The sequence below is a fragment of the Mycobacterium sp. ML4 genome, from assembly GCF_054515735.1.
The window spans coordinates 1-1,279 of the sequence record NZ_JBTNSY010000079.1; the positions used below are offsets into that span (position 1 = coordinate 1).

The 1,279-nt window shown below is 73.5% G+C and carries 1 protein-coding gene and 2 pseudogenes; 2 read left to right on the forward strand and 1 reads right to left on the reverse strand.

The features are described from left to right. Positions 1–949 (forward strand): annotated as a pseudogene (locus ACX9NE_RS29265) (PE family protein); the annotation flags it as partial. Between the two features lie 4 nt (positions 950–953). Here the strand turns inward: ACX9NE_RS29265 and ACX9NE_RS29270 are convergent. Beyond that, positions 954–1,113: pseudogene (locus tag ACX9NE_RS29270) on the reverse strand (TrmH family RNA methyltransferase); the annotation flags it as partial. A gap of 27 nt (positions 1,114–1,140) precedes the next feature. On the opposite strand from ACX9NE_RS29270, the gene ACX9NE_RS29275 reads away from it, so the two are divergent. After that, positions 1,141–1,263, forward strand: coding sequence for a hypothetical protein (locus tag ACX9NE_RS29275; RefSeq protein ID WP_459365268.1), 123 nt, complete (start codon positions 1,141–1,143; stop codon positions 1,261–1,263). The last annotated feature ends 16 nt before the right edge of the window (positions 1,264–1,279 follow it).

Below are 1,279 nucleotides of genomic sequence, written 5' to 3' on the forward strand. Positions count from 1 at the left end.
GACGCCGCTGCATATCCAGGGCCCGCCGGCCGCGACCGGTAGCAACGGCCTCATCCAAAATCAGGGATCTACCGGTAGCGCCGGTGGCCCCGGCGTCAACGGCGTCAGCTCCGCGAACACCGGCCAGCCCGGCGGGACGGGCGGTAACGGCGCCACCGCCGCGATTATTGGAGGTAATGGAGGGCCTGGTGGTGCCGGCGGCTTCGGCGCCCCCGGCGGCAACGGCGGAACCGGTGGGAACACCACAGGGCCGAATCCGGCCGCCATCGCCGGGACGGGTGGGACCGGCGGCACCGGGGGCGCCGGCGCGCCTGGGGGCGCCGGAGGGACAGGCGGCAACGGCATTATCAGCTCGACTAATCCCGTCGGAGCCGGCGGGAGCGGCGGCACCGGCGGGACAGGTGGCATCGGCGCGGCTGGTGGCACCGGCGGCACCGGGGGCGGTGGCATGAGCGGGGGCGCCGGAGGCGCAGGTGGGACCGGAGGTGTCGGTGCCGCGGGCGGTCATGGCGGCAGCGGGGGCGCCGGCGGCGCAGGTGGCCACGGTGGGCTCCTGTTCGGCAACGGCGGAGCAGGTGGCGAAGGGGGCCACGCTGCGCCGGGCGGCAACGGCGCTCAAGGCGGCTCTGGAGGCCAAGGGGGCATGTCCGGCGGCGGCAGGGTCGGCGCGAGCGGTGGCAACGGCGGTAGCGGCGGCGAAGGCGGCGCCGGCGGAGATGGCGGCGACGGCGGAGACGGCGGTGCCGGTGGGGCGGGCGGACTGTTCGGCAGCTCGGGAGCTGGCGGTGCGGCCGGCGCCGGTGCGACAGGCGGTTTCGGCGGCGCCGGCGGAGCTGGTGGTCTCGGTGGTGTCGGAAGCTCGATCGCGGGCCCCACCAACGGCGGCACTGGCGCTGTCGGCCAGGTCGGCGCGAATGGGAAGGCCGGCGTAGACGGCCTGCCCGGTTAAGGATTCACCAGGCTTGCGTCAGGTCCCCGTGCCGCCGAATCCAGGCATGCATCGCGATCCCCGCTGCCACCCCGGGCGATCGACACGGTGAGCGCCGCGCCGACGCGGGCGTCGTCGGTGATGCCCGGCCTTTCTTGCCCGAACACCAGCAGGCATTCGCGGGGCGAACCCCATCAACTCATAGTGCTGTCGTGGTGAGGACCGCTGGGGCGCGGGAGAGCGAGCAGGACCTGACTGTGGACGCCACCGGCAAGATCACTTACCGCATCAAGCTCGACGTCTCGTTCAAGATGAGGCCGGCCAAGCCGCAGTAAGAGAATCTGCTTCTAG